The sequence below is a fragment of the Reyranella sp. GW821-FHT12G01 genome (genome assembly GCF_058806575.1).
The window spans coordinates 3,060,217-3,087,123 of record NZ_JBXAPV010000001.1 but is presented as its reverse complement, the minus strand read 5'-3'; the positions used below and the strand labels follow the sequence as shown (position 1 = coordinate 3,087,123).

26 protein-coding genes are annotated in these 26,907 nt (G+C 67.1%); 17 read left to right on the top strand and 9 right to left on the bottom strand.

The window, feature by feature from the left end:
• Positions 1-6: 6 nt before the first annotated feature.
• The 4 genes from AC1RP5_RS14900 to AC1RP5_RS14885 all read left to right on the top strand — a co-directional run bounded on the left by AC1RP5_RS14900 (position 7) and on the right by AC1RP5_RS14885 (position 4,236).
• Positions 7-711, top strand: a complete 705-nt coding sequence (locus AC1RP5_RS14900) for an ABC transporter ATP-binding protein (RefSeq protein WP_493111725.1) — start codon at positions 7-9, stop codon at positions 709-711.
• An 81-nt stretch (positions 712-792) separates the two neighbouring features.
• Positions 793-1,674 (top strand): branched-chain amino acid ABC transporter permease, encoded by an 882-nt coding sequence (locus tag AC1RP5_RS14895; RefSeq protein ID WP_493111723.1) that lies wholly within the window; start codon positions 793-795, stop codon positions 1,672-1,674.
• Complete coding sequence (locus AC1RP5_RS14890) at positions 1,671-2,642, top strand: branched-chain amino acid ABC transporter permease (RefSeq protein WP_493111722.1); 972 nt, start codon at positions 1,671-1,673, stop codon at positions 2,640-2,642. The genes AC1RP5_RS14895 and AC1RP5_RS14890 overlap by 4 nt, the downstream gene beginning before the upstream one ends.
• Positions 2,635-4,236: a GMC family oxidoreductase gene (locus tag AC1RP5_RS14885; protein ID WP_493111720.1), complete on the top strand. Its 1,602-nt coding sequence runs from the start codon at positions 2,635-2,637 to the stop codon at positions 4,234-4,236. Before AC1RP5_RS14890 ends, AC1RP5_RS14885 begins: the two co-directional genes overlap by 8 nt.
• Here the strand turns inward: AC1RP5_RS14885 and AC1RP5_RS14880 are convergent.
• Genes AC1RP5_RS14880 through AC1RP5_RS14870 form a run of 3 tightly spaced genes read right to left on the bottom strand, consistent with a single transcriptional unit; the run spans position 4,204 to position 6,949 of the window.
• Positions 4,204-5,250 carry an adenylate/guanylate cyclase domain-containing protein gene (locus AC1RP5_RS14880; protein ID WP_493111718.1) on the bottom strand — a complete coding sequence of 349 codons (1,047 nt, stop codon included), beginning with the start codon at positions 5,248-5,250 and terminating at the stop codon, positions 4,204-4,206. The genes AC1RP5_RS14885 and AC1RP5_RS14880 overlap by 33 nt on opposite strands.
• A gap of 2 nt (positions 5,251-5,252) precedes the next feature.
• Positions 5,253-6,263 (bottom strand): threonine ammonia-lyase, encoded by a 1,011-nt coding sequence (locus tag AC1RP5_RS14875; protein ID WP_493111716.1) that lies wholly within the window; start codon positions 6,261-6,263, stop codon positions 5,253-5,255.
• Complete coding sequence (locus tag AC1RP5_RS14870) at positions 6,260-6,949, bottom strand: haloacid dehalogenase type II (RefSeq protein ID WP_493111714.1); 690 nt, start codon at positions 6,947-6,949, stop codon at positions 6,260-6,262. The genes AC1RP5_RS14875 and AC1RP5_RS14870 overlap by 4 nt, the downstream gene beginning before the upstream one ends.
• A 67-nt stretch (positions 6,950-7,016) precedes the next feature.
• On the opposite strand from AC1RP5_RS14870, the gene AC1RP5_RS14865 reads away from it, so the two are divergent.
• On the top strand, positions 7,017-7,301 hold the full coding sequence (locus tag AC1RP5_RS14865) for a monooxygenase (RefSeq protein WP_493111713.1): 285 nt from the start codon (positions 7,017-7,019) through the stop codon (positions 7,299-7,301).
• A gap of 60 nt (positions 7,302-7,361) precedes the next feature.
• Complete coding sequence (locus AC1RP5_RS14860) at positions 7,362-8,327, top strand: aldo/keto reductase (protein WP_493111711.1); 966 nt, start codon at positions 7,362-7,364, stop codon at positions 8,325-8,327.
• A 22-nt stretch (positions 8,328-8,349) separates the two neighbouring features.
• Here the strand turns inward: AC1RP5_RS14860 and trxC are convergent, their stop codons facing one another.
• Together trxC and AC1RP5_RS14850 are read right to left on the bottom strand one after the other, a co-directional pair.
• The gene (gene trxC, locus AC1RP5_RS14855) at positions 8,350-8,796 is read right to left on the bottom strand and encodes a thioredoxin TrxC (RefSeq protein ID WP_493111709.1); all 447 of its coding nucleotides are present in this window, start codon (positions 8,794-8,796) and stop codon (positions 8,350-8,352) included.
• 74 nt (positions 8,797-8,870) lie between these two features.
• Complete coding sequence (locus tag AC1RP5_RS14850; RefSeq protein ID WP_493111707.1) at positions 8,871-10,958, bottom strand: lytic transglycosylase domain-containing protein; 2,088 nt, start codon at positions 10,956-10,958, stop codon at positions 8,871-8,873.
• 111 nt (positions 10,959-11,069) lie between these two features.
• Between AC1RP5_RS14850 and dapA the strand changes: the two genes are divergently transcribed.
• The 9 genes from dapA to AC1RP5_RS14805 all read left to right on the top strand — a co-directional run bounded on the left by dapA (position 11,070) and on the right by AC1RP5_RS14805 (position 20,295).
• Positions 11,070-11,948 (top strand): 4-hydroxy-tetrahydrodipicolinate synthase, encoded by an 879-nt coding sequence (gene dapA / locus AC1RP5_RS14845; protein WP_493111705.1) that lies wholly within the window; start codon positions 11,070-11,072, stop codon positions 11,946-11,948.
• Positions 11,949-11,979: 31 nt separating this feature from the next.
• Complete coding sequence (gene smpB, locus AC1RP5_RS14840; RefSeq protein ID WP_493111703.1) at positions 11,980-12,453, top strand: SsrA-binding protein SmpB; 474 nt, start codon at positions 11,980-11,982, stop codon at positions 12,451-12,453.
• 30 nt (positions 12,454-12,483) lie between these two features.
• Positions 12,484-13,155 carry an SDR family oxidoreductase gene (locus AC1RP5_RS14835; protein ID WP_493111702.1) on the top strand — a complete coding sequence of 224 codons (672 nt, stop codon included), beginning with the start codon at positions 12,484-12,486 and terminating at the stop codon, positions 13,153-13,155.
• Positions 13,156-13,157: 2 nt separating this feature from the next.
• Complete coding sequence (locus AC1RP5_RS14830; RefSeq protein ID WP_493111700.1) at positions 13,158-14,294, top strand: acyl-CoA dehydrogenase family protein; 1,137 nt, start codon at positions 13,158-13,160, stop codon at positions 14,292-14,294.
• A 110-nt stretch (positions 14,295-14,404) separates the two neighbouring features.
• Positions 14,405-15,487 (top strand): TRAP transporter substrate-binding protein, encoded by a 1,083-nt coding sequence (locus AC1RP5_RS14825; protein WP_493111698.1) that lies wholly within the window; start codon positions 14,405-14,407, stop codon positions 15,485-15,487.
• Between the two features lie 45 nt (positions 15,488-15,532).
• Positions 15,533-17,140 (top strand): carboxyl transferase domain-containing protein, encoded by a 1,608-nt coding sequence (locus tag AC1RP5_RS14820; protein WP_493111696.1) that lies wholly within the window; start codon positions 15,533-15,535, stop codon positions 17,138-17,140.
• 10 nt (positions 17,141-17,150) lie between these two features.
• Complete coding sequence (locus tag AC1RP5_RS14815; protein ID WP_493111694.1) at positions 17,151-17,933, top strand: enoyl-CoA hydratase/isomerase family protein; 783 nt, start codon at positions 17,151-17,153, stop codon at positions 17,931-17,933.
• Positions 17,933-19,939: an acetyl-CoA carboxylase biotin carboxylase subunit gene (locus AC1RP5_RS14810; RefSeq protein ID WP_493111692.1), complete on the top strand. Its 2,007-nt coding sequence runs from the start codon at positions 17,933-17,935 to the stop codon at positions 19,937-19,939. The genes AC1RP5_RS14815 and AC1RP5_RS14810 overlap by 1 nt, the downstream gene beginning before the upstream one ends.
• Positions 19,936-20,295 carry a lipocalin-like domain-containing protein gene (locus AC1RP5_RS14805; RefSeq protein WP_493111690.1) on the top strand — a complete coding sequence of 120 codons (360 nt, stop codon included), beginning with the start codon at positions 19,936-19,938 and terminating at the stop codon, positions 20,293-20,295. Before AC1RP5_RS14810 ends, AC1RP5_RS14805 begins: the two co-directional genes overlap by 4 nt.
• Positions 20,296-20,455: 160 nt before the next feature.
• Here AC1RP5_RS14805 and AC1RP5_RS14800 read toward each other — a convergent pair whose 3' ends face one another.
• From AC1RP5_RS14800 to AC1RP5_RS14785, 4 genes are all read right to left on the bottom strand, one after another.
• The gene (locus AC1RP5_RS14800) at positions 20,456-21,730 is read right to left on the bottom strand and encodes a solute carrier family 23 protein (protein WP_493111688.1); all 1,275 of its coding nucleotides are present in this window, start codon (positions 21,728-21,730) and stop codon (positions 20,456-20,458) included.
• Between the two features lie 25 nt (positions 21,731-21,755).
• Entirely contained in the window at positions 21,756-22,628 is an 873-nt protein-coding gene (locus tag AC1RP5_RS14795; RefSeq protein WP_493111686.1) for a DUF2189 domain-containing protein, read from the bottom strand.
• A 139-nt stretch (positions 22,629-22,767) separates the two neighbouring features.
• Positions 22,768-23,697: an aminotransferase class IV gene (locus tag AC1RP5_RS14790; RefSeq protein WP_493111684.1), complete on the bottom strand. Its 930-nt coding sequence runs from the start codon at positions 23,695-23,697 to the stop codon at positions 22,768-22,770.
• Positions 23,698-23,710: 13 nt separating this feature from the next.
• Positions 23,711-24,469 (bottom strand): GntR family transcriptional regulator, encoded by a 759-nt coding sequence (locus tag AC1RP5_RS14785; protein ID WP_493111682.1) that lies wholly within the window; start codon positions 24,467-24,469, stop codon positions 23,711-23,713.
• Positions 24,470-24,621: 152 nt separating this feature from the next.
• Here AC1RP5_RS14785 and AC1RP5_RS14780 point away from each other — a divergent pair, with 152 nt between their 5' ends.
• Together AC1RP5_RS14780 and AC1RP5_RS14775 are read left to right on the top strand one after the other, a co-directional pair.
• On the top strand, positions 24,622-25,932 hold the full coding sequence (locus tag AC1RP5_RS14780) for an aspartate aminotransferase family protein (protein ID WP_493111680.1): 1,311 nt from the start codon (positions 24,622-24,624) through the stop codon (positions 25,930-25,932).
• Positions 25,933-26,907 carry an ABC transporter ATP-binding protein gene (locus AC1RP5_RS14775; protein ID WP_493111678.1) on the top strand — a complete coding sequence of 325 codons (975 nt, stop codon included), beginning with the start codon at positions 25,933-25,935 and terminating at the stop codon, positions 26,905-26,907.

Here is a 26,907-nt window from a genome sequence, read left to right as displayed (position 1 = left end):
CGCGACATGCTTGAACTCCGATCGATCGACGCCGGCTACGGCAGGTTCCAGGCGCTGTTCGGCGTCGACCTCGACGTCAAGGCGGGCGAGGCGGTGGGTGTCATCGGCCCCAACGGCGCCGGCAAGACGACCTTGATGCGCGTGATCTCCGGCCTGATCCGCCCGACCAAGGGCTCGATCAAGATGCAGGGTACCGACGTGCTGACGACCGCGGCGCATCGCATCGTCAGCCTCGGCATCGCCCACGTGCCGGAGAACCGTCGCCTGTTCCCGCGGCTCAGCGTCGAGGACAATCTTCGCATGGGCGCCTTCATGCCCGAGGCGCGCGCCCGCTACCGCGAGCGCATGGACTTCGTGTTCGACCTGTTCCCGCGCATGAAGGAACGGCGCAACCAGCTTGCCGGCACGATGTCCGGCGGCGAGCAGCAGATGTGCGCCATCGGCCGCGCGCTGATGAGCGACCCCAAGCTGCTGCTGCTCGACGAGCCGTCGGCGGGTCTCGCGCCCGTCGTGGTGCAGCAGGTGTTCGAGCTGGTGAAGCGCATCCGGGCCGGTGGCCTCACGGTGCTGATCGTCGAGCAGAACGTGCAGCAGGTGCTGCAGGTCGTGGATCGCGCCTATCTGCTGGAGGCCGGCTCGATCCGCGCCTCCGGCACGTCGGCCGACCTGCTGGCCGACGATTCCATCCGGCAGGCCTATCTCGGTGTTTGAGTTCGTTTCAGACGGACCGCGGGCCTCCAGGCCCGCTCATGAGGCGGGCCTGGAGGCCCGCGGTCCGATGAGGAGACGGTAATGGGGTCATTCCTCGAAATTTTCGACATCTACCTGCTTGAAGCGCTGGTCAACGGCATCCTGCTGGGCGGCGTGCTGGCCCTGCTGGCGCTCGGCCTCAACCTGATCTTCGGCGTCATCGACGTGACGTGGATCTGCTACGCCGAGCTGGTGATGATCGGGATGTACGGCATGTACTACCTGTTCTCGGTCTATCACCTGCCATACTGGGTCGCGGCGCCGATCTGCATCCTGCTGGTCGCGGCGATGGGGGCGGCGCTGCATTTCCTGGTGATCGCGCCGCTGCTCTCTGCGCCGCCGATCAACCAGCTTCTCGCCACCGGCGGCGTGCTGTTCGTGCTGCAGAGCTTCGCGACCGTCGCCTTCGGCATCGACTTCCGCAATCTCGGCATCCGCCTGCCGGTGCTGGCGCTGGGCGAGATGCACTTCAGCTACGCCCGCCTGCTGGCGTTTGGCGCGGCGCTGATCGGCATGGTCGCGGTCTATCTCTTCATGACGCGAACCTACACCGGTACCGCCATCCGCGCGATCGCACAGGACCGCCAGATCATGGCGCTGATGGGCGTCGACACGAAGAAGATCTACCTCGTGACCTCGGCGCTGGGCGGCGGCCTCGCGGGTCTCGCGGCCTGCCTGCTGGTGCTGCAGTACGACGTGCATCCGTTCGTCGGTCTGTCGTTCGGGCCGATCACCTTCCTGATCTGCGTGCTGGGCGGGCTCGGCAACTTCGTCGGCGGCTTCGTCGCCGCCTTCGTCTTTGCCGAGATCATCTCGCTGGGCGGCCTCTTCTCCGACCTCGAATGGGGCTACGTGCTCGCCTTCGCCTTCTTCATCGTCATGATGTTCATCCGCCCCGCCGGCCTGCTGGCGAAGCGCCCATGAACAAGCAGCTTGCCTGGGGGATCGGCCTGGTGGCGCTGGTCGCGCTTCCCTTCGTCTATCGCGACCCTTATCACCTGCACATCCTCGTGCTGATCCTCATCTGGTCGTTCGCCTACACATCGTGGTCGATGATGGGGCGCTTCGGTCTGGTGTCGCTGGGCCATGGCGGCTTCATGGGCGTCGGCGCCTATGTGACGGCGCTGCTGTGGAACCATCTCGGCGTCTCGCCGTGGATCGGCATTCCGGCCGCCATGCTCTGTGCTGGCGCCCTGGCACTGGTCGTGGCCTATCCGTGCTTCCGCTTCCGCATCACCGGCCACTATTTCGCGCTGGTGACGCTCGCCCTCTCGGGCATCGTGCTGCAGATCATCATCGCCACCCGCGACTATACCGGCGGATCGCTGGGCTACACGCCGGAGCGCACCAAGGGCAGCCACCTCCTGGCCCTGCAATTCGACGACAAGGTCGTGTGGTACCTGATCGCGCTCGGCGTCTGGGCCGGCGGGCTGGCGATCTGGTACTGGATCGATCGCAGCATGAGCCGGTACGCGATGGAGGCGATCTCCGAGGACGAGGACGCCGCCGCCGCCGCGGGCGTCAACGTGACGGCCGAAAAACTGCGCATCACCGTGCTCAGCGCGGTCATGACGGCGATGGCGGGGGCCCTCTACGGCCAGTACCAGATGTTCATTTCCCCCGACACGGTCAGCGGAATTGCGGTCTCTCTGCAAATGGTGTTCGCGGCCGTGGTCGGCGGCATCTACGTGGCGCTGGGACCCACGATCGGCGCCATCATCACCATCCTGCTGGCCGAGGTGCTGCGCATCGGTTTCGGCACCAAGGCGGTCGGCTGGGACAACCTGGTTTACGGCGTCCTGCTGGTCCTCTTCATCATCTTCCTCCCCAAAGGCATTCTCGGCAGCTTGCTCGCGTGGCTGAAGTCGCCTAGCAAGCACAAGGATGGATGAGTTTGATTTCGTCGTCGTAGGGGCGGGGTCCTCCGGCGGCCCTATCGTTGAGCGCCTGACGGCGACGGGACGCCATTCCGTCCTGTTGCTGGAGGCTGGCCCGGAGGCCAAGAGCCCCTGGCTGTCGATCCCGGCCGGCTTCGCCAAGACCTTCCTCAACCCCGCCCTCAACTGGAAATTCTCCACCCAGCCCGAGGCGCAGCTCGGCGGCCGCCGCATCTACTGGCCACGCGGCAAGGTCGTGGGCGGTTCGAGCGCGATCAACGGCATGGTCTATATCCGCGGCCTCGCCTCGGACTACGACCAGTGGCGCCAGATGGGCAACGAGGGCTGGTCGTTCGAGGATTGCCTGCCCTATTTCAGGCGGCTGGAATCCTACGCCGGCGGCGAGACGGAACTCCACGGCGGCAGCGGCCCGGTCAAGATCACCCAGGGCAACTATCCCAACGAGCTGGGCGTCGCGTTCCTCGAGGCCTGCACCGAGGTCGGCCTCGCCTCGACATCGGACTTCAACGGCGCGCAGCAGCAGGCCGGCGCCGGTTATTATCACGCCACGGCAAGCGACGGCCGGCGCAATTCTACGGGCACCGCCTATGTCGCGCCGGCGCGCCGCCGCTCGAACTGCCATGTCGTGACCCGGGCTCTGGTCGAGCGCGTGGTGATCGAGGATGGCCGTGCCATCGGCGTCGCCTACCAGGTTCGCGGCAAGAGCCGGATCGCGCGCGCGCGCAGCGAAGTGATCCTGTGCGCCGGCGCCATCGGCTCGCCGCAGATCCTGCAGCTTTCGGGCATCGGCGCGGGCGCGCATCTCTCCGCCCTTGGCATCCCCGTAGTCCGCGACCTGCCGGGCGTCGGCGAGAACCTGCAGGACCATTTCTGCATCCGCTCGACCTACAGGACATGGTGGCAGATCTCGCTGAACGACGAACTCGGCGCCCTTCACAGGCGCATCGGCGCGGCACTCCTCTATGCGGCGGCGAGGGTCGGTCCGCTGACGGCAATGCCGGCCTTCGCGGGCGCCTTCGCGCGGCTGTTGCCGCAGTCGGAGGAGCCCGACACGCAGATCCATTTCTTCCCGTGGTCGCTCGACCGCATGGACAAGGGCCCGCATCCTTTTCCCGGCTTCACCCTTCTTGCCAACCAGTCGAGGCCGGAAAGCCGCGGTCATATAAGGATCACCGCGCGCGACCCGGCGACGCCGCCAGCCATCGTGGCCAATTACCTCTCGGCCGAGACCGACCGGCGGGCCGTCGTCGCCGCCGGCAAGTTCTCCCGCCGGATCACCCGCAGCTTCGCCCTGGCCCGCATCATCACCGACGAGATGCTGCCGGGCGTGGAAGTGTGGAGCGACGAGGATTTCCTCGACTACGCGCGTCGCGAAGGCCAGTCGGCCTATCATCCGGTCGGCACCTGCCGCATGGGCCACGATGCCGGATCGGTGGTCGACCCGCAGCTCCGCGTGCAGGGCGTCCGGGGGCTGCGTGTCGCCGACGCCTCCGTCATGCCGACCCTGGTGTCGGGCAACACCAATGCCGCCTGCATGATGATCGGCGAAAAGGCCTCAGACCTGATCCTGGCCGACGCGCAGCGATAGCGCGGCAATCTCCAGCGGTGCGTCGCGACCGCGAATAGACAGCGTCGGCAGCTTCTCGGCCTCGATGTCGGTCGGCAGACGGACCAGGGCCAGCAACTCGGTCGACACCAGCACGTCGCGGTGAAGGCTCTTGGAAGCTTCGAGCAGGCGCGCGGCGACGTTCAGCGTGTCGCCGACATAGGCGATCTCGCGGCGCACGTCGCCGATTTCGCCAGCAACGATCTCTCCATAGTGCAGCGCCGCGCGGAACTCCGGGACGGCCCCGAACCTGTCGCGATAGCGCGCGGCATTTCGGGCGATGTACCTGCGGGCGAGGAAAGGGCAGGCGAGGCAGTCGCCCTCGCGGAGGGCGGGTCCGGCGGGCCAGGTCATGATCACCTCGTCGCCCACGTATTTGTGGATCTCCGCGTCGCATTCCAACGAAGCGTCGGCGACGTCACGGAAGAAGGCGTTGAGAAGCTCGTGGAAGCGGATCGCGCCCAGCCTCTCGGCGAGCCCCGTCGAATCCTTCATGTCGATCAGCAGGAAAGCCTTCTGCTCGCTTCGGGGTTGGGCATAGCGCCCGACCAGCAGGTTCTTCAGCGTGCCGAAGCCCAGCAGTCGGCCGGTCTCGACGATAAGGTTGCCGAACACCGACATGCCGATGGCGAAGAGGACAGAATTGCGAAAGATCGGATCGAAGATGACGATCTTCGACTCGCCGATCGACATCAGCAGGCGGGACAGGATCAGGCCCGCGACGATGACGACGCAGTAGAAGACGACCTTGACGATGAAATAGCTGGCGAGAGGCAGGCGGCGCATCCAGCCGAGCGTGTTGATACGTGCGCGCCGCACCTCGAAGAACGTAATCGGCGTGGCGATCAGCAATGACGTGAGAATGCCCTGGAGGGCGCCCCTCATCGGCGGTTCGTCGGCCGACGCCACGGCATAGCCAAAGTAGGCGCTGATCACGGCGCTGGCGAGACTGATCCAGAGGATGATCCGCCATTCGCGGCGGTTGCGCCGCGACATCGTCATCCGGCGGCGCGGCCCATCCGCTCCAGCGCCCGCTTGAAGGTCGCGTGATCGACATTGCCGCCGGAGCAGACCACGGCGACGGCGCGACCCTGAACGGGCAGCTTGCCGGTGAGGGCGGCGGCGAGCGCCACGGCGCCACCCGGTTCGACCACCAGCTTGAACTCGCGGAACGCCAGTTCCATCGCATCCAGCACTTCCTCGTCGGTGACGACGAGGCCCGGTCCCAGGACCTTCTGCGCCAGCGGGAAGGTGACGTCGCCCGGCGTCGGCGCCAGCAGCGCGTCGCAGATCGAGCCCGAGAGCTTCTCGTTCTTCTGCTTCGTTCCCGTGGCCAGCGACCGGGCGAGGTCGTCGAAGCCTGCGGGCTCGCCGGCATGGACACTGGTCGAGGGGCTGATGCCCTTGACGCCCAGCGCCACGCCGGTCGCCAGGCCACCGCCGGAGCAGGGCGCGGCGACGGCATCGAGCGTGACGCCCAGTGCCTTGGCCTGCTCGGCGATCTCGAGGCCGGCGGTGCCCTGGCCGGTCAGGATCCAGGGATGGTCGTAGGGTGGCACGATGGTGGCGCCGGTCTTGGTGGCGATGCCCTGGCCGATCTCCTCGCGGCTGTCCTTCACCCGGTCGTAGAGCACGATCTCGGCGTCGCTGGCGCGCGTGTTGGCGACCTTGAGCGCCGGCGCATCGGCCGGCATCACGATGGTGGCCTTCATGCCGAGCAGGCGCGCCGCCTCGGCCAGTCCTTGCGCGTGGTTGCCCGACGACCAGCCGACCACGCCCTTGGCGCGATCGGCCTCGCTCATCGAGGCGAGGAAATTGTAGGCGCCGCGCAGCTTGAACGAGCCGGTGCGCTGCAGGCACTCGGCCTTGAGGAAGAGGCGGCCGCCCAGCTTGCGGTTGACGCGCTCGTTTTCGAGCAGGGGCGTGCGGATCGTGACGCCTTCGAGACGGCGGGCGGCGGCTTGAACGTCAGCGAAGGTCGGGGTGGCAAAAGTCGGCAGCGAACTCATCGTTGAACACCAATCAGGTCAGGAAGGTCGGAAAGATCGCGCACCTGGGCGGCGAGCGCGCCCGGCAGCCCGTCGTCGGGCGCGCCGGTGCGGTTCACCCAGACCGCTTTGAATCCGAACTGCGCGGCGCCATGGGCATCCCAGCAGTTCGACGACAGGAAGCAGACTTTGTCGGGCGTGACGCCGAAACGCGCTTCGACGAGGCGATAGACCCGGGGATCGGGCTTGAAAGCCTGCGCCGGGTCGACGCTCAGGACGGCCTCGAAATGGTTGGCGAGGCCCGAGGCCGCGACCATCGGATCGAGCATGCCGGGATTGCCGTTGGACAGGATCGCGGTGCGCATGCCGGCGCGTGACAGGCAGGCCAACATGCCGGGCGCCTCGGGGAATGGTTCGAGCGCCAGGTAGGCGCCCATCAACCGCTCGCGCACGGAGGCGTCGGCGATGCGATGCGCGGCCAGGCAATGGTCGAGTGCTTCGCCGGTCACCTGCCAGAACGGCGCATAGGCGCCCATGGCGTTGCGCAGCCACGTGTACTGGATCTGCTTCTGTCGCCACATCTCAGACAGTGCACCAGCGGAAGGCCCGACCGCCCTGCGATGGCGCGCCACCGCCGAGTTGAAATCGAACAGCGTGCCGTAGGCGTCAAAGACGCACATCTCGATGCCGGGCAGGGCAGCGGCCATTCAATTGCTCCGCGGGAACGTAGACCGTAGGCTAACAAGCATGTTCATCGCCATCGTTCAAATCCCCATGTCGAAGCGCCCCCGGAATGCTGCGGTCGAGGCCGCGCGGAAGTCGGCGCCGACCTACACGGCGCTGGGCGCCAAGGGCCTGCTGAAGAAGTACTACCTCAACGGCGAGGCCGGCGGGGGCGGGGTCTACATCTGGGATTCCGAACAGGCGGCCCGCGCCTGGTACACGCCGGAGTGGGAGACCCGCATGGAGGCGGCCTTCGGCGCCAGGCCGACCGTCACCTACTACGACAACCATGTCGTCGTGGACAACGAGAAGGGCCAGGTCTGGGTCGAAGACTGAGCCGTTACCTGCGCGAGCCCAAAGCCGCGCCACACCAATCAAATGATCGTGGAGGAAGAGATGCAGAAGCGCAGGCTTGGCCGGACGGGCCTTGAGGTTTCGGTGCTGGGCTACGGCGCCGGTGCGGTGGGCGGGTTGTTCACCAAGGGCGCGGCGAACGACCAGGAGCGCGCCGTGGCGCGCGCCATCGAGGCCGGCGTCAATTACTTCGACACCGCCGCGCGCTACGGTGACGGCGAGTCGGAGAAGAATCTCGGCCGCGTGCTGAAGGCGCTGAAGGCCGATGTCGTCGTCGGCACCAAGTTCCGCCTGACCGCCGCCGATCGCGCCGACGTCGCGGGCCTCGTCATCCGCTCGACCGAGGAAAGCCTGAAGCGCATGGGCCGCGACCATGTCGACCTGCTGCAGCTCCACAATCCACTGACGGCCAAGGACGGTGGCGACAATCTCGACGTCGAGATCGCGCTGAACGAGGTGGTGCCGGCGCTGGAGAAACTGCGCAAGCAAGGCAAGACGCGCTTCATCGGCTTCAGCGGCGTGGGCGAACCCGCCGCGCTCCTGAAGGCCGTCGACTCGAAGCTCTTCGATACGGTGCAGGTCGTCTACAACGCGCTGAACCCCAGCGCCGGTGGCCCGATGCCGAAGGGCGCGCCCGGCCTCGACTATGGCCGCCTGCTCGATCGCGCGAAGGCCGCCGACATGGGCACCATCGTCATCCGCGCGCTCGCGGGTGGTGCGCTCGCCGGCACGACCGACCGCCATCCGCTGGCGCAGCAGCAGGTCCCGCCGATCGGCTCGGCGCCTGACTTTGCGGGCGACGTGGCGCGCGCGCAGAAGTTGGAGCCGCTGGTGAAGGAAGCAGGTGCCGCGAGCCTCACCGAACTCGGCGAGCGCTTCGTGATCTCGCACCCGAATGTCTCGGCGATGCTGGTCGGCTACTCGACGATCCAGCACCTGGAGGAAGCGATTGCAGCGGTGAACAAGGGCGCACTGCCGGCGGCTGCCGTGCAGCGAATTGCGGGATAAGGCAGGAGCCGCCGCGACAGTCTCAGCGCGCGAGGGCGTCGCGCGTCCAACGCTCGATGGCGCTCGCGTCCATGGCGCCGGATTGGCGCGCAATCGGCTTGCCGTGATGAAACAGGATCATGGTCGGAATGCCCTGGATTCCGAAGCGGCTGGCGAGCTCCTGCTCGTCGTCGGTGTTGACCTTGGCCAATCGGACGGCGGGTTCGAGGCGGGCTGCCGCTTTCTCGAACTGCGGCGCCATCGCCTTGCAGGGGCCGCACCACGGCGCCCAGAAGTCGACCAGCACCGGCAGGTCGCTCTTTTCGGCATGGGCTCCGAAGCTCGCGGCATCGAGGGCGACGGGATGGCCGTCGAACAACGGCGAGCCGCACTGGCCGCATTTGCCGGTGTTGCCCGCCGCCAGCTTTTCACGGGGAAAGCGGTTCAGCGTGCTGCAGCGAGGACAGGCGAGGAGCAGGGCATCGGTCATGGCTTACCTCGGAGGAATTGGACGAGGGTCAAACGCCGCGCCGCACCGAACGTTTCTGACGGCAGTCCCCGGATCTACGACCGCCCGGTCGCCGGCGGCACGGTCTTGAACTGGCCGTTCAGGCGGTCGCGGTAGACGTTCACGCCTTCCATGATGCGCTGCACGTAGTTGCGGGTCTCGCGGAAGGGGATCATCTCGATCCAGTCGACCATGTCGATCTTCGCGGTGCGCGGGTCGCCGCCCGATTCGAGCCAGCGCGCCACCCGGTTGGGGCCGGCATTGTAGGCCGCGAGCGCCAGCTCGTAGGAACCGCCGAAGCGCTGCAGCATCTCGGCGAGATACTGGCTGCCGAGCTGGACGTTGTAGGCGGGATCGCGCGTCAGCTTGTCCTGGATGAAGGGCACGTTCGCGCGGCCCGCGACGTCGCGCGCCGTGCCGGGCAGGAGCTGCATCAGGCCGAGCGCGCCCGATGTCGAGACCGCGCCGGCGTTGAACGAGCTCTCCTGCTTGGTGAGCGCCAAGGCCAACGGGCGCTCGATCGAACTGGTGGGGCCGAGATCGACGATCGGGAAGGCCGCGTCGAACAGCACCACGCCGTTCTCGGCGCCGCGCCGCGCCACGGTAAGGCCGACATCGGGCCGCTTCAGTTCGAGGGCGAGCTGGGCCAGCGCCGCCACTTCACCCGGCGCCGTGATCGAGCGCGCGAGGCGCAGCAGGAAGGGCCGCGCGCGATCGTAGTCGCCGGCCTGGCCGAGATAGCGCGCCATGACCGTAAGCTCGCGGCCAGCCAGCGCCTGCGTCTCGGCGGTCGTCGGGACAGGGTCGACCGGCAGCTTGGGGCTGACGCCCTGGAGCTTCTTGGCGGCAAGCTGGCCATAGAATGTCTGGCCGAAACCGGCAGCGCGCGCATACCAGTCGTTGGCGTCCTTGGTCTGCTTGGCCGCCTCGTAGGTGCGGGCGAGCCAGTAGGCGCCGCGGCTCTTCGAGATGTCGGTCGAGACGCCGTCATACAGCGTGGAGAAATGCTTCAGCGCATCGGCCGGCTTCTTGAGCTGGCGTAGCGCGATCCAGCCCGCGAGGAACTCGCCCTCGGCGAACGCGACGCCCTTGGTGAGGCCGTGGTTGACGGCGACGGCATAGGCGTCGGCCGGACGGTTGGCATCGAGCAGGGCGCGGACGACGAGATTGCGTTCGTTCCACCAGGCGTCGGTCTGGTTGGGGATCTGTCCGGAGAGGGCCGCCTTGGCCTCGTCGAGCGTGCCGGTGCGCCGTATCCACTGCATGCGCTCGAAGCGCAGCGGGGCTTCGGCGAGGCGCGCGGGCGAGACGGCCTTCAGGAGTGTGCCGGCATCGGCCGCCTTCGTCGCCATCGCAAGGCGTGCGTTGGCGACCGGCTGATAGTCCGGCGGCAGCTTGGGCACGAGGCCGCGCGCAATCTCCAGGCGTCCCTCGCGCAGGATGCGGTCGAAGCGGGCGATCTGGTCGGGCCCGGTCAGAAGCTGGGCGTAGCGATTGAGGAAGTCGTTCTCGTCGGAGCCGCGCAGCGTGGCGGTCTGCCAGGTGTCGCGTGCGAAGCGGGCGACGTCGCCGGGCGCGGCGGTGCTGGCAGCTTCGAGCCGGCGCATGTGGCCGGTGCTGGTGAGCGGCGGGAACGCCGTGAAGTAGCGCACGATTTCGGTGGCGGGAGTCTCCGGACCGATCCGCTCCTCGGCCTGGCGGCGTAGCACCTCGGGTTCGGGCCAGTCGGGCTGTTCGCGCAGGAAGCGCCAGGTCGCGGCGAAGCTCGCCTCGGTCTTCGGCGCGGCGCGCAGGATGCTCCAGGCGACGTAGCGATCGAGCAGAGGATTGCGGAAGTTCGCGACCGCGACCTGCGCATCGGCCCAGCGGTTCTCGTCGATCGCTTTTAGCGCGGCGGCGAAGGCGGCGGTCTCCGCGGCATTCAGCGGAGCGGCGGCGATGGGCTGGGAGGTCAGGGGAGCCACGACGGGCGCGGCCGCGCCGCTGCTTCCCTGCACGGTCGGTGCGGGAGAAGGCGGCGAGAGCTTCTCGACGTCGCCCGGCAGCCGCCGCACGCCGGTCGTGGGCGCCGCCGTCTGGGCCAGGGCGGGGGCGGTCGCGAGCAGGGCCGCGAGCAAGATGAGGGGGGATTTGTTGTTTTTCACGCTAGGAATCGTAGGCAGGGAGTTGCGGCATCACAATGGCAAGTTGCTCACCTTGCAGCGCCAAACCCCGAAGCCTAGAGTGAATTATCAAGGGAAAATCGGAGGAAGGCCATGTTCACCGGATCGCTCGTTGCGCTGATTACACCGTTCAAGAACGGATCGGTGGACGAGAAGGGATTCGAGAAGTTCGTGGCCTGGCAGATCAAGGAAGGCACCGACGGGCTCGTTCCGTGCGGCACCACCGGCGAATCGCCGACCCTGTCGATGGAAGAGCACAAGCGCGTCATCGAAATCTGCATCAGCGCGGCCAAGGGCTCGGGCGTCCCTGTGATCGCCGGCACCGGTTCGAACTCGACCGCCGAGGCGATCGAACTCACCCAGCATGCCAAGAAGGCCGGCGCCGACGCCGCCATGCTGGTCGTGCCCTATTACAACAAGCCGACCCAGGAAGGCCTGTTCCAGCATTTCAAGGCGGTGGCCGAGGCCGTCGACATTCCGATCCTGCTCTACAACGTGCCGCCGCGGACCGGTGGCGACATGCAGGTCGAGACGGTGATCAGGCTGTCGCAGGTGAAGAACATTATCGGCATCAAGGACGCGAGCTACGACATGGCCCGCCCGACGCTGACCCGCCTCAAGGCGAAGAAGGGCTTCGTCCAGCTCTCGGGCGAGGATGCGAGCGCGCTGGGCTTCCTGGCCCAGGGCGGTGACGGCTGCATCTCGGTGACGGCCAACGTCGCGCCGCGCCTGTGCGGCGACATGCACGATGCGTGGAAGAAGCGCGACCTCGACAAGGCGTTCGAACTGCAGGACCGGCTGATGCCGCTGCACAAGGCGATGTTCTGCGAGACGAGCCCGGGTCCGGTGAAGTACGCCGCCGAGCTGATCGGCCAGTGCAGCGCCGAGATGCGGCTGCCGATGGTGCCGATCGCCGAGAGCAGCAAGAAGGCCGTGCAGGAAGCCATGGTACATGCCGGCCTCACTAACTAAATAGAGAGTCCTAGAAACTCACGAGCGTCCTGTGGCCAAGAAACCGGAACTGGACCGCACCGTTGTGGCCCAGAACCGCAAGGCGCGGCACAACTACTTCATCGAGGAGACCTTCGAGGCCGGCATCGCGCTGACCGGCACCGAGGTCAAGTCGCTGCGCGGCGGGCGCAGCACGATCGCCGAGTCCTACGTCACGGAAGAGGGCGGCGAGGCCTGGCTGGTCAATGCCAACATTCCGATCTACGCCTCGGGCAACCGCAACAACCACGAACCGCGCCGGGCGCGGAAACTGCTGCTGCATCGTGCCCAGATCAACAAGTTGATCGGCGCCATCCAGCGCGAGGGCCGCACCGTCGTGCCGTTGCTGGTCTATTTCAACCCGCGCGGCCGCGCCAAGATCGAGATCGCTCTGGCCTCCGGCAAGCAGGCGCACGACAAGCGCCAATCGATCAAGGATCGCGACTGGCAGCGCCAGCGCGCCCGGATGATGTCGACACGCCGCTAGGGCGTCCCTGCCAAATCGAAGGAGCATGCGATGAGCACAGTCCTGATCACCGGCGCCGCGCGCGGCCTCGGCCTCGACTTCGTGAAGCAGTACGCCGCCAAGGGGTTCAAGGTGCACGCCTGCGCCCGCGCGCCGGAGGCGCTGAAGCAGGTCAAGGGCGACATCCATGCCCACCAGCTCGAGGTCACCGACTACGCGGCGGTGAAGGCGCTGGCGGCCAAGCTCAAGGGCGAGGCGATCGACGTGCTGATCTGCAACGCCGGCGTGGCGGGACGCGAGGCCGGTGATCTCGGCCGCATCGATCCCAAGGTCTGGCGCGACACATTCGAGGTGAACGCGCTGGCGCCGCTGATGATGGCCGAGGCCTTCGTCGACCATGTCGCCGCCTCGAAGGACCGCAAGCTGGTCGCGATCTCCAGCCGCCTGGGCAGCATCACGCACAATGACGGTGCGCGTTATGCCTACCGCGCCAGCAAGACGGCGCTCAACATGGAATGGAAGAGCCTGTCGAAGGACACGGCCTCCAAGGGCCTGATCTGCGTCGTGCTGCATCCGGGCTGGGTGCAGACCGACATGGGCGGCGGCGGCGCCACCCTCACCATCGAGCAGAGCGTGCCGGCCATGGTGAAAGTGATCGAAGGGCTGAAGACCTCCGACAATGGCCGGTTCTTCAACTACGACGGCGCCGAGCTGCCCTGGTAGCCATGCTGCTCAGCGAAGAACAGGAGCTGATCCGCGACACCGCCCGCGCCTTCGCGCAGGAGCAGGTGCTGCCGCATACGCGGGCCTGGGAAGCGGCTGGCGAGATTCCGCGGTCGCTGCTGGCGGAGATGGGACGCCTCGGCTTCATGGGCATGACGGTGCCTCCCGAATGGGGCGGCGCCGGCGCCGACATGGTGTCCTACGTACTGGCGTTGGAGGAGATCGCGGCGGCCGACGGCGGGCTCTCGACCGTGATGAGCGTCAACAACTCGCCCGACTGCGCGGCGCTGCTGGCCTATGGCTCGCCCGAGCAAAAGGAGAAATGGCTGAAGCCGCTGGCGCGCGGCGAGATGCTGGGTGCCTTCTGCCTCACCGAGCCGCACGCCGGTTCCGACGCCTCCAACCTCAAGACGCGGGCCGAGCGGCGCGGCAATGGCTGGGTGCTGAACGGCGTGAAGCAGTTCATCACCTCGGGCCGTACCGCCGACATGGCGCTGGTCTTCGCCGTCACTGATCCGTCGTCGTCCAAGCGCGGCATCTCCTGCTTCATCGTGCCGACGAACGCGCCGGGCTATCGCGTCGCTTCGGTCGAGAAGAAGCTCGGCCAGAAATCCTCCGACACCTGCCAGATCGCCTTCGAGGACTGCGCGGTCGGCGCCGACGCGATGCTGGGCGGCGAGGGCGAGGGCTATCGCGTGGCGCTGGCCAACCTCTCGGTCGGGCGCATCGGCATCGCTGCACAGTCGGTCGGCATGGCGCGCGCTGCGTTCGAGGCCGCACGCAGCTACGCCCAGGAGCGCGAAGCCTTCGGCACCAAGATCGCGAATCATCAGGCCGTCCTGTTTCGGCTGGCCGACATGGCGACCAAGGTTGCGGTCGCGCGGCAGATGGTTCTGCATGCGGCAACGCTGCGCGATGCCGGCCGTTCATGCCTCACCGAGGCCGCAATGGCTAAGCTATATGCGTCCGAGATGGCCGAGGAAGTCTGCTCGGCCGCGATTCAGATCCACGGCGGCTACGGATACGTTTCCGATTACCTGGTGGAGAAGATCTGGCGCGACGTCCGCGTCTGCCAGATCTACGAGGGCACCAGCGACGTCCAGCGCATCCTGATCGGCCGTGGTTTGGCAGCCTTATAGGCCCGCCTTTCGCTTGTTCCCGGTCATCCCGCGTGCCAACATCATGCGGTGTGAAGGCCGCAAAAGCGGTCCGGGGGAACTTGGGGGAGCCGGGCGACGGATGGTCGGTCGTGCGCCGTAACCTTTTGAAACTAATAGCATTCACCTCAGCGTTGCTGGCGGTGGCAGGCGGTGCTTTCGCTCAGGACAGCAAGCCGCCGGCCAAGAACGTGGCCGCCGCCTCGACTGGCCGGGTCATCCAGATGCAGACCGCCTTCAACCCCGCTTTGCCGGGTTCGGGCGAGGGCGTGCGGGTGTTCACCCGGACCCTCAAGCACATGACGGCCGGGGCCTTCTCCATCAAGATCGTCGAGCCGGGGCGGGTGACGCCGACGGCGGACATGCTGGACGCCATCGTTTCAGGCGACCTGGAAGCCGCTTTCACCTGGTCGGGCTATGCCGCCAGCAAGGCGCCTGTCTTCAATGTCTTCGCGACCGTTCCGTTTGGCCTCGGCCCGGAGGACATGACCTCCTGGATGCTCGAGGGCGACGGCTCCCGCATCCACCGTGAGGCCTACGACAAGCTGGGCGTGGCCGGCATTCCCTGCGGCATCCAGGGCCCCAAGGGCGGCGGCTGGTTCCGGGGCGAGGTCAACACCGTCGCCGACTTCAAGGGCCAGCGCCTGCGCTACGGCAAGCTGGCGGCCGACGTGATCGCCCGGATGGGCGCGACGCCGGTGCCGCTGCCGCCGGGTGAGTTCTTCTACAAGCTGCAGCAGGGCAATGTGGACGGCGGCGAGATGTCGACGCCCGCCATGGACGCCGCCCTCGGCTTCGACAAGCTCGGCCTGCCTTACTACATGCCGGGCTGGCAGCAGCCCTCGGCCGTCCTCGACTTCCTGATGCGCAAGGACAAGTGGGCGGCCCTGCCGGCCTCGGTCCGGGCGCAGATCGAGACGGCTTGCCAGGCGAACATCGCCTGGATGCTCGGCCGCTCGCCCAACGTCCAGGGCCTGGCGCTGGAGAAGCTGAAATCGTCCGGCGTGGTCGTCCGCGAATGGTCGCCGAGCGTGCTGGCGGCCTTCCGCAAGAACAGCGACATCGTGGTCAAGGAACTGGCCGATCGCGATCCCGACTTCGCAGCTGCACTCGCCAACCAGCGGGCCTTCATGGCCCAGGGCGCGCACTGGCGGTCACTCTCTCGCCTGCCGTAACCGCCGGCTTGCACCCGGTCACCGGTCCGGGCAGTTTGCCCGGGCATGACTGTACTTTCCTCCCAGATCGACACCCGCTCCGACACCTTCAAGCGCAACGCCGAAGCGATGCGCGCACAGGTCGAGGATTTGCGTCGCCGCACCGACACTGTCCGCCTGGGCGGCGGTGAGGAGTCGCGCAAGCGCCACGTCGCGCGTGGCAAGCTGCTGCCCCGCGAGCGGGTGCGGGCGCTGCTCGATCCGGGATCGCCCTTCCTCGAACTGTCGCCGCTCGCCGCGCTCGACATGTACGACAACGAGGCGCCGGGCTCGGGCGTGATCACCGGCATCGGCCGCGTCAGCGGCGTCGAGTGCGTGATCGTCTGCAACGATGCCACCGTGAAGGGCGGCACCTACTATCCGATGACGGTGAAGAAGCATCTCCGCGCCCAGGAAGTGGCGATGGAGAACCGGCTTCCCTGCCTCTATCTCGTCGACTCGGGCGGCGCCAACCTGCCGCAATGGCCGGAAGTGTTTCCCGACAAGAACCATTTCGGCCGCATTTTCTACAACCAGGCCAACATGTCGGCGCAGGGCATCCCGCAGGTCGCGGTGGTGATGGGCTCGTGCACGGCCGGCGGCGCCTACGTGCCGGCGATGAGCGACGAGACGGTGATCGTGCGCAAGCAGGGCACGATCTTCCTCGCTGGCCCGCCGCTGGTGAAGGCCGCGATCGGCGAGATCGTGAGCGCCGAGGATCTGGGCGGCGCCGACGTCCATGCCCGTACCTCGGGCGTCGCCGATCACTATGCCCACAACGACAGCCATGCGCTGGGCATCGCCCGCCGCATCGTGGCCAACCTCAACTGGAAGAAGTCTCCGTCGGCGTCGCTGCTGCCGCCGCGCGATCCGAAATATTCCGCCGACGAGCTCTACGGCGTGGTCCCGATGGACACCCGCACGCCCTACGACATTCGCGAGATCATCGCGCGGCTGGTCGACGGCAGCGAGCTCGACGAGTTCAAGCACCTCTACGGCACCACCATCGTCACCGGCTTCGCGCGCATCTGGGGCTATCCGGTCGGCATCGTCGCCAACAACGGCATCCTGTTCAACGAGTCGGCGCTGAAGGCGGCGCATTTCATCGAACTGTGCGGCCAGCGCGGCATCCCGCTGCTGTTCCTTCAGAACATCACCGGCTTCATGGTTGGCAAGAAGTACGAGGCGGGCGGCATCGCGCGCGACGGCGCCAAGATGGTGACCGCCGTTTCCACGGTGAACGTGCCGAAGTTCACCGTGATCGTCGGCGGCAGCTACGGCGCCGGCAACTACGGTATGTGCGGCCGTGCCTACAGCCCGCGCTTCCTGTGGATGTGGCCCTCGGCGCGTATCTCGGTGATGGGCGGCGAGCAGGCGGCCAGCGTGCTGGCCACGGTCCGGCGCGACAATATCGAAGCCAAGGGCGGTGCCTGGTCGAAGGAAGAGGAAGACAGGTTCAAGCAGCCGATCCGTGAGCAGTACGAGCGCGAGGGGCATCCGTACTATGCCTCGGCCCGGCTGTGGGACGACGGCATCCTCGATCCCGTCGACACGCGTATGACCCTGGGCCTCGCTCTGTCGGCCTCGATGAACCAGCCGATCGGCCCCACCAAGTTCGGCGTCTTCAGGATGTGATGGGATTGCGATGACCGATACCATCCTGACGAAGATCGAGCGTGGCGTGGCCACGCTCACGCTCAACCGGCCGAAGGAGATGAACTCCTTCGATGGCGACATGGCCCACGCCATCATCGATGCCGTCGAGGCCTTTGCCGCCGATGACGCCGTGCGCATGCTCGTGGTGGCGAGCGAAGGGCCGGTCTTCTGCGGCGGCGGCGACTTCAACTGGGTCCTGACCTGGCCGGAACTCGATTCCATCACCCGCAAGGTCGGTGCCGATTCACTGATGGCGGCCATTCAGGCGGTCTACGATTTCCCCAAACCGTCAATCGCACGTATCCAGGGCGCGGCGGTGGGCGGTGGCGTGGGGCTGATGCTGGCCTGTGACTTTTCGATCGCCGTCTCTTCGGCGCGTTTCGGCCTGACGTCGGCGCGCAACGGCTTGCTGGCAGGCATTGCCATCCCCGTACTGATTCAGGCGGTCGGCCCACGCATGGCGCGGCAGCTCCTGATGCACGGCGGCACATTCGATTCCGCTACAGCTTTGCGCATCGGCCTTGTCGACCAGGTGGTCGAGGAGGATGTGCTCGATGCCACCGTTGCAGCACTTGCCGAAGAACTGCGCCTGGGCGCGCCATCGGTCCAGACCTTGATCAAGAAGCTCGTCACCGAGATCGATTTCATGCCGCACAACGGCCCGGTGGCGGAACTGATCGGCGAGCAGGTCGCCGTCCAGTGCACGACCGAAGAGGCGATCGAGGGCATGAGCGCCTTCCTCGCCAAGCGTAAACCGAAGTGGGCTCTCTGATGTTCTCCAAGATCCTGATCGCCAATCGCGGCGAGATCGCCTGCCGGGTCATCAAGACGGCGAAGCGACTCGGCATCAAGACGGTGGCTGTTTACTCGGACGCCGACCGCAACGCCCGTCACGTCGCGATGGCCGATGAGGCCGTGCATATCGGCCCCTCGGCGGCGCGCGAGAGCTATCTCGTGGCCGACAAGATCATCGATGCGGCGAAGCGCACGGGCGCGCAGGCGGTGCATCCGGGTTACGGCTTCCTGTCCGAGAATGCGGGCTTTGCAGAGGCCTGCGCCAAGGCGGGCATCGTCTTCATCGGACCGCCGGTCGCCTCGATCCGCGCCATGGGCTCCAAGAGCGAAGCCAAGAAGATCATGGAAAAGGCCCGGGTGCCGCTGGTGCCGGGCTATCACGGCGACGACCAGTCGCCGGAGCTGCTGGCAGCCGAGGCCGCGAAGATCGGCTTCCCCGTGCTGATCAAGGCGTCGGCGGGTGGCGGCGGCAAGGGCATGCGCGTGGTCGAGAGCGCGGAAAAGTTCGCCGACGCGCTGGCGGGCGCCAAGCGCGAGGCGAAGGCCTCGTTCGCCGACGACCATGTGCTGGTCGAGAAGTACCTGACGCGGCCGCGTCATATCGAGATCCAGGTTTTCGCCGACGGGCACGGCGGCTGCCTCTACCTGTTCGAGCGCGACTGCTCGATCCAGCGCCGCCACCAGAAGGTGATCGAGGAGGCGCCGGCCCCCAACATGGATCCGGGGCGGCGCAAGCAGATGGGCGAGGCGGCGGTCGCTGCCGCGAAGGCCATTGGTTACCAGGGCGCCGGCACGGTCGAGTTCATCGCCGATCAGGACGGCACTTTCTTCTTCATGGAGATGAACACCCGCCTGCAGGTCGAGCATCCGGTGACCGAGGCCATCACCGGCCAGGATCTGGTCGAATGGCAGCTCGTGGTGGCGGCCGGCGGAAAGATGCCGCTGACACAGGACGAGCTGCGCATCGACGGGCACGCCGTGGAAGTCCGGCTCTACGCCGAGGACCCGGCGCGCAACTTCCTGCCCTCGACCGGCACACTGGTGCACCTCAAGCTGCCGGAGGAGGGCGCGCATGTGCGCGTCGATACCGGCGTGCGCCAGGGCGACACGGTGACGCCGTTCTACGATCCGATGATCGCCAAGGTGATCGTGCACGACCGCGATCGCGCCTCGGCGATGCGGCGCATGGCGGCTTTGATGGGCGAGACCGAGGTGGTCGGCGTCACGACCAATTCGGCGCTGCTGAAGGCGCTGTGCTCGCATCCGGCTTTCGTGGGCGGCGAAGTCGATACGGGCTTCATCGAGCGCCATCGCGCGACCTTGTTCATCAAGCCGGAGCCGGCCGGCGACCGCGCTTTTGCCGTCGCGACCCTGGCGCGCCTGCTGGAATGGCAGGACGCGGCCAAGCCCGCGGAGAGCGATCCCTGGTCGCCCTGGAACGATCAGAACGGCTTCCGCCTGCTCGACGAAGGCCATGAGGAAGTGCGCTGGAAGGATGGCGAGCGCGAGGTGATCGTGCTCGCGCGCCGGCTGCGCGCCGGTGGCCTGCGGCTCGAATTGCCGGGCGGCGCGCGCGAAGCGCGGGTGCAGCGTCTGGCGGATGGTCGCCTGTCGGTCGGGCTGGACGAGGATACGTTCGCGGCCACGGTGGTCCGGCGCACCGCCCTGGACGGCGGCATCGACTACACGCTGTTCATGGAGGGCGGCGCCCGGCGGCTGCGGCTGGTCGATCCGCTCGACGTCACGCAGTACGAGGCGACGGCCTCCGCCGATGCGATGGTGCGGGCGCCGCTGCCGGGCAAGATCATCGACTTGCGCGTGAAGGCCGGCGACACGGTGAGCAAGGGCCAGGCGCTGCTGGTGCTCGAAGCCATGAAGATGGAGCACACGCTGGCGGCCCCGGCCGACGGCACGGTGAAGAGCCTGCGCTACGCCGTGGGCGAGCAGGTGCCGGAAGGCGCCGAACTGGTCGAGTTCGAATGAGCGCCCTGCTGGGCGGCTGGCGGCTCGAGAGCTGGTCGTACCTCTACGAGGACGGCCGCCCGCCGGAGTTTCCGATGGGTGCCGATGCGCGCGGTTACATCCTCTACACGCCGCAGGGGCAGGTGAGCGCGACCATCATGCGCGCCGATGCGAGCGAATGCTTTGCCTATGCGGGCCGCTACGAGCTGGCCGATGGCACTGTGTTCCACAATATCGAGCTGTCGACCAACAAGGCGCTGGTCGGCTTGCGCTCGACACGACACATCAAGCTGGACGGTGACCGGCTGACCCTGTCGGGCCCGGACTTCGCCGCCGGCACCGCCCGCACGCAACAGATCGTCTGGCGCCGCGCTTAGAGACAACGCGTATCGAACGGTAAACCCGTCGTCTCGACCGGAGCGCGCAGCGCGGAGCGGAGAGACCTCTTTTCCGCCAATAGACGTCTAACGGGCGAAAAAAGGTCTCTCCACTCCGCCGAGCTGCGCTCGGCTCCGGTCGAGACGACGAGCTTTTGCTTTACCGCCGCGCAGCTCCCAGCACCGCGTTCAGCAAAATCGCGCCGAAGGTCGCCGTGCCGATCCCGCCCATGGCGAAGTCGCCGAACTTCAGGGTGAAGTCGCCGGTGCCCAGGACGAGGGTGATGCCGGCGACCATGAGATTGCGGCTCTCCGTGAAGTCGACCTTGTTGTCGACCCAGATCTTGGCGCCGGCGACGGCGATGAGGCCGAACACCACGATGCTGACGCCGCCCATCACCGGCAGCGGGATGGTGTGGATCAGCGCGCCGAACTTGGGCGAGAAGCCGAGCAAGATCGCGAACAGGCCCGCGACCACGAACAGCGCGGTCGAGTAGATGCGGGTCGCGGCCATCACGCCGATATTTTCGGCATAGGTCGTGACGCCGGTGCCGCCGACGCTGCCCGCCACCATGGTCGCGACGCCGTCGCCCAGGAAGGCGCGCCCGACATGGGGATCCATGTTGCGGCCGGTCATGGCGCTGACGGCGCGCAGGTGGCCGAGATTCTCGGCGACCAGGATCAGCGCGACCGGCGCGATCAACACGATCGCCCTGGTGTCGAAGACAGGTGCCGCGAAAGCGGGGGAGCCGAACCAGGCAGCCTTGGCCAGCAGCTCGCCGCTCACCGGTTTGCCCCAGCCCAGCCCGTTGGCCAGCACGGCATAGGCGATGGTGGCGATGACCAGCCCGACCAGCACCAGCAGGCGCCGCGTCATGCCGCGCGTGAAGACCGCGACCAGCGCGATGCTCACGAAGGTCACCGCCTGCATCCAGGCATCGAACGAGGTCGGCGCCATGTTCTTGACCGGCACGGCGGCGAGGTTGAGGCCGATCACGGCGACCACGGCGCCGGTCACGACCGGCGGCATCAGCCGCTCGATCCAGCCCGTGCCGCTCGCCATCACGATCAGCCCGATCAGCGCGTAAAGCGCGCCGCAGACCACGATGCCGCCCAGCGCCATCGCGATATTGGCGTTGGCGCCCTGGCCGGCATAGCCGGTCGCCGCCGCCACGACGGAGATGAAGGCGAAGGAGGAGCCGACATAGCTCGGCACCTTGCCGCCTACGAAGGCGAAGAAGATCAGGGTGCCGACGCCGCTCATCAGAATGGCGACGTTGGGATCGAAGCCCATCAGCAGGGGCCCCAGCACGGTGGCGCCAAACATCGCCACCACATGCTGGATGCCCAGCGCCACGGTCTGCGGCCACGGCAGCCGCTCGTCCGGCGCGACGACGACGCCGTCGGCCGGCTGTTTCACGCTCCAGTCGAGCATTCTCCCCCTCTTTTGCTTCTTCTTGTTAGACGACGACCTTTCTATAGAGGTGCCACGTCGCGTGGCCTAGTACCGGCAATGCGATGGCGAGACCGATCAGCAGCGGCAGGGCACCGAACGCCAGGCTTGCCGCGACGATGATGCCCCACATCGCCATCGGTCCCGGGTTCATCCGTACCGCGCGCACCGACGTCGCGATGGCGGTGCCGACGCCGACATTGCGGTCGAGCAGCAGCGGCAGCGACACGACGCCGATCACCAGCACGACCAGGGCGAACAGGAAGCCCACGCCGATACCGACGAAGGTCATCGTCAGGCCCTGCGGCGTGGTCAGCGCATCGCGCACGAAGGCCTGGGCCGAAACCGGCGCATCGGGGCCGAGGGTGACGGTGTAGAGCAGGTTCGCCGCGAACAGCCACAGGCAGAAGATCGCCAGCAGCAGGAAGCCCATCACCATGATCGAGCCGATGTTGGGCGAGCGCGCGACGGCGAAGGCGTCGGTCCAGTGGGTGTCGAGGCCACGTTCGCGGCGCCGGCTGATCTCGTAGAGGCCGAGACCGAAAATCGGCGCGACCAGCGCGAAGCCCGCGATCAGCGGGAACACCAGCGCCAGCATCCCATAGTCGAAGGCCATGCGCGAAATCGCAAGGCCCGCGATCGGATAGAGCAGGCAGAGCATCATGATGTCGGTGCGGCAGGCACCGAAATCGCGGAAGCCCTTGGCGAGGGCGTCGCCGACATCGTCGGCGGTGATGCGGCGCACCGTGGGAACGGTGGAGGCGCGATCCTCCCAGGCTCCGTCCAGCGTATCGGCCGCCGATCCGACGGCCTGGCTTGTCTGCTTCAGGTGGTCCCATCCCCATTCGAGGGGATTACGCACGTGGTTCTGCATGGCCATGACTGCCTCCTTGCGAACGAAGTTCGAAGGTCGCGTCCGTCGTGATCACGGCGGAGCGCGATCTACCACGCGGAGGAGTCTACGCCCGCGAGAGGGGGAAGTCGTCCCCCTCTCCATGCACCTGCGAAGGCGCCGTTCGCTACTGCGAGAACTTCAGGTACTGGGCCACGAAATCGCAGCCGACGCTCTTGGAGTAGGCGTCGATCAGCTTTTTCGTGATCGGGCCCGGCGCCTTGCCGTCGCCGACCGGCGCGCCGTTGAAGCTCTTGACCGGCAGGATGCACAGGCTGGTCGAGGTGAGGAACATCTCCTCGGCATTGGCGGCGTCGAACAGGTCGACGTCGCCCGGCGTGCACTCGATGCCGAGCTGCTTGGCCATATCCATGGTCATCTGGCGGCTGACACCCGGCAGCACGTAGCGCTCCGACGGGGTGAAGAGCTGGCCCTCGCGCACGATGAAGATGTTGCTGCCCAGGCCCTCGGCCAGGTTGCCGTTCTCGTCGAGCAGGATCGGCCAGGCGTCGGGATTGAGCGCCTTGATCGGCTTCTCGGCCATGATCATGTTGAGATAGTTGTGCGTCTTGGCGCGCGGCGACAGCATCGACGGGGCGATGCGGCGCGCCGTCGTGGTCATCGCCTCGGCGCCCTCGCGGTAGAGCTTGCCGCGCTTGGCGAGCGGCAGCGGCAGCATCTCGATCACGACCTGCGGGCCGACATTGTCCCAGCCCTCGTCGCCGACCGCATCGACGCCGCGGCTGACCCGCTGGCCCAGCCACCAGTCGCCGACCTCGGCGCGCAGGTGCTCGTTGCGCGCCACGACTTCCTCGCTGTGCGCGACCATTTCCTTGGCCGAGAGACCGGGATCGATCTGCAGGTAGCGCAGCGAGCGATAGAAGCGGTCGATATGCTCCTTCAGGCGGAACGGCACGCCGTTGAAGGTGCGGGTCATGTCGAAGGCGCCGTCGCCGTATTTCCAGCTACGGTCGCGGAACGGGATCATGACCTGGTTTTCGGGCACGAACTTGCCGTTGAACCAGGCGATGCGTTGATTGCTGAGCTGTGTGGCCATGTTCTTCTCCTGATCAGGTAACTCGGATTTCGAAGGCTGCGGCGCCCGCCGACGGGCTGCGTCGCTTTTTGGCGATCACCGGGGCCGCCGGTGCGATGTTGCCGTTCTCGTCGGCGAGGTCGGCGACATAGGAAAGGGCGCGGCGAATGTCGTCCGCCATCTCGCGGCGGGCGGCCGTGGCGTCGCGCGCCTGCAATGCCTCGATCAGACGTTGCCGGCCGGCCGGTCCGCGCGAGGAGGCGATGAAGTCGGGATAGAGCAGGTTCATGTAGGGCCCGGTCTGCAGCCACAGGCTTTCGATCAGGCGCAGCAGGTTGGGCTGGCGGGCCGCGGCATAGACGGCGAAATGGAACTCGCGCACCTTCTGGCGGTCGGTGGCGCTGTCGCCGCGATTGCGCGCGACGATGATCTCGCGGGCGGCGCGCCGGATATCGGCAATCTGGCTGCGCGTCGCCACGAGCGCCGCCTTGGCCGAGGCGAGGCCTTCCAGCTCCATGCGGATGTCGCGCAGCTCGAGGACCTTGTCACGGGTCATCAGCGGCACGCGCACCGAGCGGTTGGGGTTCATCTCGAAGGCGCCTTCGGCCACCAGGCGACGTAGCGCCTCGCGCACCGGGGTGAGGCTGACGCCAAGCACGCCCGCGACATAACGGAAGGTCACTTTCTGTCCAGGAGCGAAGCGTCCTGCGGTCAACGCCTCGCGCAACGAATCGTACACCTGCTGGCGAAGTGAGGTGTCGGCGGCATCCGGAGCGGTGGCGGAACGGCGCATCGGTGGCGAAGCTTAGCGCACGCTTTCCAAATTTGTGATCACAAAAATGCATTGCTGGGGTGAGAAGTGGCGGCTACGCTTCCCCGGATTTGTGATCACATTATTCTGCGGCGCCCCGCTGCCGTGGGCATTGTTTTTGCTGGGTGAGGGACATGCGCTCCTACGCGAAATCCATCGCGCTCTACGAAAAGACCCGAAAGCACCTGGCCGGCGGCGTCAGCAGCAATGTGCGCTACGCCAGCGTCCCGGTGCCGCTGTTCTTCGCCCGTGGCGAGGGCGCGCGCCTCTACGACGTCGATGGCAACGTGCATATCGATTACGTGCTGGGCAACGGCCCGGCCATTCTGGGCCACGCGCCGAAGAAGGTCGTCGATGCCGTCGCGGCCTCGTTGGGCGAGGGCCAGCTCTTCGCCGCGCAGCATCCGCGCGAGACCGAACTTGCCGAACGCCTGTGCGGCCTGCTGCCGGGCGCCGAGGTCGTGCGCTTCTCGACGTCGGGCACCGAGGCGGTGCTGATGGCCTTCCGCCTCGCCCGCGCCTTCACCGGCCGGACCAAGATCCTGAAGTTCGAGGGCCACTATCACGGCTGGAGCGACCAGGCCTATATCAGCGCCCGGCCGCCGCTCAACGAAGCGGGGCCCGCCAATGCGCCGGTGCCGGTTGCCGGCTCGCCCGGCATGCCGGCGAGCGTGCTGGGCGACGTCGCGGTCTGCGCCTGGAACGATCTCGATCTGCTGGAGCAGACGCTGGAGCGCCATCGCGGCGAGATCGCCGCCGTGATCATGGAGCCGGTGATGGTGAATGGCGGCGCCATTCCGCCGGCGCCCGGCTATCTCGAGGGCGTCCGTGCGCTTTGTACCAAGCACGGCGCGCTGTTCATCTGCGACGAGGTCATCACCGGCTTCCGCGTCGGCCTGCGCGGTGCGCAGGGCAAATTCGGTGTGACGGCCGATCTCAGCATCTATGCGAAGGCGGTCGCCGCGGGCTTCCCGCTCGCCATGGTCGCCGGACGGCGCGACATCATGGACACGCTGCTCGACAAGGGCGTGATGCACGGGGGTACCTATAACGGTAACGTCCAGAGCATGGCGGCGTCCCTTGCGGCACTGGATATCCTCGAAGCGAACGACGGCGCGGTCTATCGCGATCTCGAAGCACGTGGAAAGGAATTGATGCAGGGGCTCTCGTCGCTCGCGACCAAGCACAAGCTGCCGATCCTGGTGCAGGGCATGCCGGCGATCTTCCAGACCTTCTTCACGTCCGGCACGGCGCCGCGGAACTATCGCGAGTCGGCGGCCTGCGATCGCGACCGCATGCTGACGCTTCACGCTGCCCTGCAGGAAGAGGGCGTGCGCGCCCAGCAGGCCGGCAAATGGTTCCTCTCCACGGCCCACGACAAATCGGTCATCGATGAGACTCTCGCCGCCGCGGACCGCGCCATGGCGAAAGTGGCACGCGCCTAGATGTCGGATATCCGCCTCGAAGGAGTGACCAAACGCTACGGCACCTTTGCCGCGGCGGACTCCGTCGACCTCTCGGTGACGCAAGGCGAATTCGTTACGATCCTGGGACCAAGCGGCTCGGGCAAGACGACCTTGCTGTCGCTGATTGCCGGCCTCAACCGGCCGACCTCGGGGCAAATCTTCATCGGCGGGCGCGACGTCACCAACGCGACGGCGCAGGAGCGCAATATCGGGCTGGTCTTCCAGTCCTACGCGCTGTTCCCGCACATGACGGTTCTGCAGAATGTTCTGTTTCCGCTCGGCGTCCGCAAGATCGGTGGAGCCGAGGCCGACCGGCTGGCGCGCGATGCGCTAAAACTGGTCCGCCTCGACGGTCTGGAGAACCGCCGCCCGTCGCAGCTTTCCGGTGGCCAGCAGCAGCGCGTGGCGCTGGCGCGTGCCGTCGTGTTCAAGCCGGACATCCTCCTGCTCGACGAGCCGCTGGGCGCGCTCGATCGCAAGCTGCGCGAGGAGCTGCAGGTCGAGCTGAAGCAGCTCCAGCGTTCGCTCGGTGTCACGACGCTTCTGGTGACGCACGACCAGGAAGAGGCACTGTCGCTGTCGGACCGCATCATGGTGCTCGACAAGGGGCGCACGCAGCAGGTCGCGGCGCCGGCCGAGGCCTATCTCAAGCCCGCGAACCGTTTCGTGGCGGAGTTTTTAGGCATCGCCAACTTCGTCGCCTTGCCCGACGGCCGCCAGGGCGTGGTGCGGCCGGAGCGCGTGCGGCTGGCGGGCGAGGGGCAGGGCCAGGTTCAGGGCAAACCCGCGCGCGTCGTGGAGGCGATCTATCTCGGGCAGATGGTGCGCTACCACCTGGCCCTCGAAGGCAATCAGTCGGTGGTGGTCGCCGTGCCGTTCCTCGGCACGGCCCACGCGCCGGGAGAGCGTGTCAGCGTTTCATGGGAAGCGGCCGATGTCTGGCCGGTAACATAG

Excerpts from the sequence above, each read along its gene's own strand:
- AC1RP5_RS14900 (WP_493111725.1), top strand. The coding sequence starts at position 7 with ATGCTTGAACTCCGATCGATCGACGCCGGCTACGGCAGGTTCCAGGCG.
- AC1RP5_RS14895 (WP_493111723.1), top strand. The coding sequence starts at position 793 with ATGGGGTCATTCCTCGAAATTTTCGACATCTACCTGCTTGAAGCGCTG.
- AC1RP5_RS14890 (WP_493111722.1), top strand. The coding sequence starts at position 1,671 with ATGAACAAGCAGCTTGCCTGGGGGATCGGCCTGGTGGCGCTGGTCGCG.
- AC1RP5_RS14885 (WP_493111720.1), top strand. The coding sequence starts at position 2,635 with ATGGATGAGTTTGATTTCGTCGTCGTAGGGGCGGGGTCCTCCGGCGGC.
- AC1RP5_RS14880 (WP_493111718.1), bottom strand. The coding sequence starts at position 5,250 with ATGTCGCGGCGCAACCGCCGCGAATGGCGGATCATCCTCTGGATCAGT.
- AC1RP5_RS14875 (WP_493111716.1), bottom strand. The coding sequence starts at position 6,263 with ATGAGTTCGCTGCCGACTTTTGCCACCCCGACCTTCGCTGACGTTCAA.
- AC1RP5_RS14870 (WP_493111714.1), bottom strand. The coding sequence starts at position 6,949 with ATGGCCGCTGCCCTGCCCGGCATCGAGATGTGCGTCTTTGACGCCTAC.
- AC1RP5_RS14865 (WP_493111713.1), top strand. The coding sequence starts at position 7,017 with ATGTCGAAGCGCCCCCGGAATGCTGCGGTCGAGGCCGCGCGGAAGTCG.
- AC1RP5_RS14860 (WP_493111711.1), top strand. The coding sequence starts at position 7,362 with ATGCAGAAGCGCAGGCTTGGCCGGACGGGCCTTGAGGTTTCGGTGCTG.
- trxC (WP_493111709.1), bottom strand. The coding sequence starts at position 8,796 with ATGACCGATGCCCTGCTCCTCGCCTGTCCTCGCTGCAGCACGCTGAAC.
- dapA (WP_493111705.1), top strand. The coding sequence starts at position 11,070 with ATGTTCACCGGATCGCTCGTTGCGCTGATTACACCGTTCAAGAACGGA.
- AC1RP5_RS14835 (WP_493111702.1), top strand. The coding sequence starts at position 12,484 with ATGAGCACAGTCCTGATCACCGGCGCCGCGCGCGGCCTCGGCCTCGAC.
- AC1RP5_RS14830 (WP_493111700.1), top strand. The coding sequence starts at position 13,158 with ATGCTGCTCAGCGAAGAACAGGAGCTGATCCGCGACACCGCCCGCGCC.
- AC1RP5_RS14820 (WP_493111696.1), top strand. The coding sequence starts at position 15,533 with ATGACTGTACTTTCCTCCCAGATCGACACCCGCTCCGACACCTTCAAG.
- AC1RP5_RS14815 (WP_493111694.1), top strand. The coding sequence starts at position 17,151 with ATGACCGATACCATCCTGACGAAGATCGAGCGTGGCGTGGCCACGCTC.
- AC1RP5_RS14810 (WP_493111692.1), top strand. The coding sequence starts at position 17,933 with ATGTTCTCCAAGATCCTGATCGCCAATCGCGGCGAGATCGCCTGCCGG.
- AC1RP5_RS14805 (WP_493111690.1), top strand. The coding sequence starts at position 19,936 with ATGAGCGCCCTGCTGGGCGGCTGGCGGCTCGAGAGCTGGTCGTACCTC.
- AC1RP5_RS14800 (WP_493111688.1), bottom strand. The coding sequence starts at position 21,730 with ATGCTCGACTGGAGCGTGAAACAGCCGGCCGACGGCGTCGTCGTCGCG.
- AC1RP5_RS14795 (WP_493111686.1), bottom strand. The coding sequence starts at position 22,628 with ATGGCCATGCAGAACCACGTGCGTAATCCCCTCGAATGGGGATGGGAC.
- AC1RP5_RS14790 (WP_493111684.1), bottom strand. The coding sequence starts at position 23,697 with ATGGCCACACAGCTCAGCAATCAACGCATCGCCTGGTTCAACGGCAAG.
- AC1RP5_RS14785 (WP_493111682.1), bottom strand. The coding sequence starts at position 24,469 with ATGCGCCGTTCCGCCACCGCTCCGGATGCCGCCGACACCTCACTTCGC.
- AC1RP5_RS14780 (WP_493111680.1), top strand. The coding sequence starts at position 24,622 with ATGCGCTCCTACGCGAAATCCATCGCGCTCTACGAAAAGACCCGAAAG.
- AC1RP5_RS14775 (WP_493111678.1), top strand. The coding sequence starts at position 25,933 with ATGTCGGATATCCGCCTCGAAGGAGTGACCAAACGCTACGGCACCTTT.